1 pseudogene is annotated in these 242 nt (G+C 24.4%); it reads right to left on the bottom strand.

Annotated features, from left to right (window positions below):
* Window positions 1-242: pseudogene (locus CAMP5118_RS08020) on the bottom strand (hypothetical protein); the annotation flags it as partial.

Here is a 242-nt window from a genome sequence, read left to right as displayed (position 1 = left end):
TTAAGATATTGATATGAAAAGATTCTTTACTTTTATTAGCTAATTGAAGCAAAGATATAACATCTTTTATAACTTGTAAAATATCATTTGCTACTTCACCATAGCCCCAAGTAAAGATAATATGATTATCATCTATATTTGTAGCACCAAATAATAAAGAAGGTGCAAAAATTAAAGCACTAAGGAATAAAATGTAAAATCTTTTCATCAATTGTATTAAAGAAGTTAAAGAGTTTGTTTGA

Source organism: Campylobacter sp. LMG 7929 (genome assembly GCF_024723595.1).
Lineage (GTDB): Bacteria > Campylobacterota > Campylobacteria > Campylobacterales > Campylobacteraceae > Campylobacter_D.
Note: the sequence above shows the minus strand (reverse complement) of the source record. Positions and strands in the feature narration are given on the sequence as shown.